1 protein-coding gene is annotated in these 489 nt (G+C 65.2%); it reads left to right on the top strand.

The features are described 5' to 3' along the window. Positions 1-318: PDZ domain-containing protein (locus QVE23_RS05595; protein ID WP_287967725.1), on the top strand; the 318-nt coding region annotated here is incomplete at its 5' end. Positions 319-489: the final 171 nt, after the last annotated feature.

Below are 489 nucleotides of genomic sequence, written 5' to 3'. Positions count from 1 at the left end.
TTCGTATACTCTGTGGAGGACGGCAGTCCGGCGGCTGCGGCGGGCCTGCAGTTGGGCGACGTTATCACCGCCATCGACGGCACGGAGATCACCTCCCTGGAGGACCTGACCGCCGCCAAGAAGGGCTATGCGGCCGGCGATACCTCCACACTGACCGTCTACCGCCAGGGTGAGACCATCACTCTGGAGCTGACCTGGGGCGCCGTGTCTGCCGATCAGCAGTCCGCTGTGCAGGGCCAGACGGAGCAGGATCAGAACACCCAGAACGGCGGCGGGTACACCAATCCTTACGACCTCTTCGAGTACTTCTTCGGCTGATGGCGGGAGACTCCCGCAGCCAGAAATAACTCTGCGGCCCGGTGGCGGCTCTGCGGCAGATGCTGCGGAAGGGCTAAAAGCCGCCGGATGCGGCGGGCGGCGGAGATGTCAGTTAGTACGAAATGGGCGCACCGGGGAACCGCGGTGCGCCGTTCCAGGATGGAAGCGGGG

The organism is Oscillibacter sp. KLE 1728, from assembly GCF_934833455.1.
GTDB lineage: Bacteria > Bacillota > Clostridia > Oscillospirales > Oscillospiraceae > Oscillibacter > Oscillibacter welbionis.
Note: the sequence above shows the minus strand (reverse complement) of the source record. Positions and strands in the feature narration are given on the sequence as shown.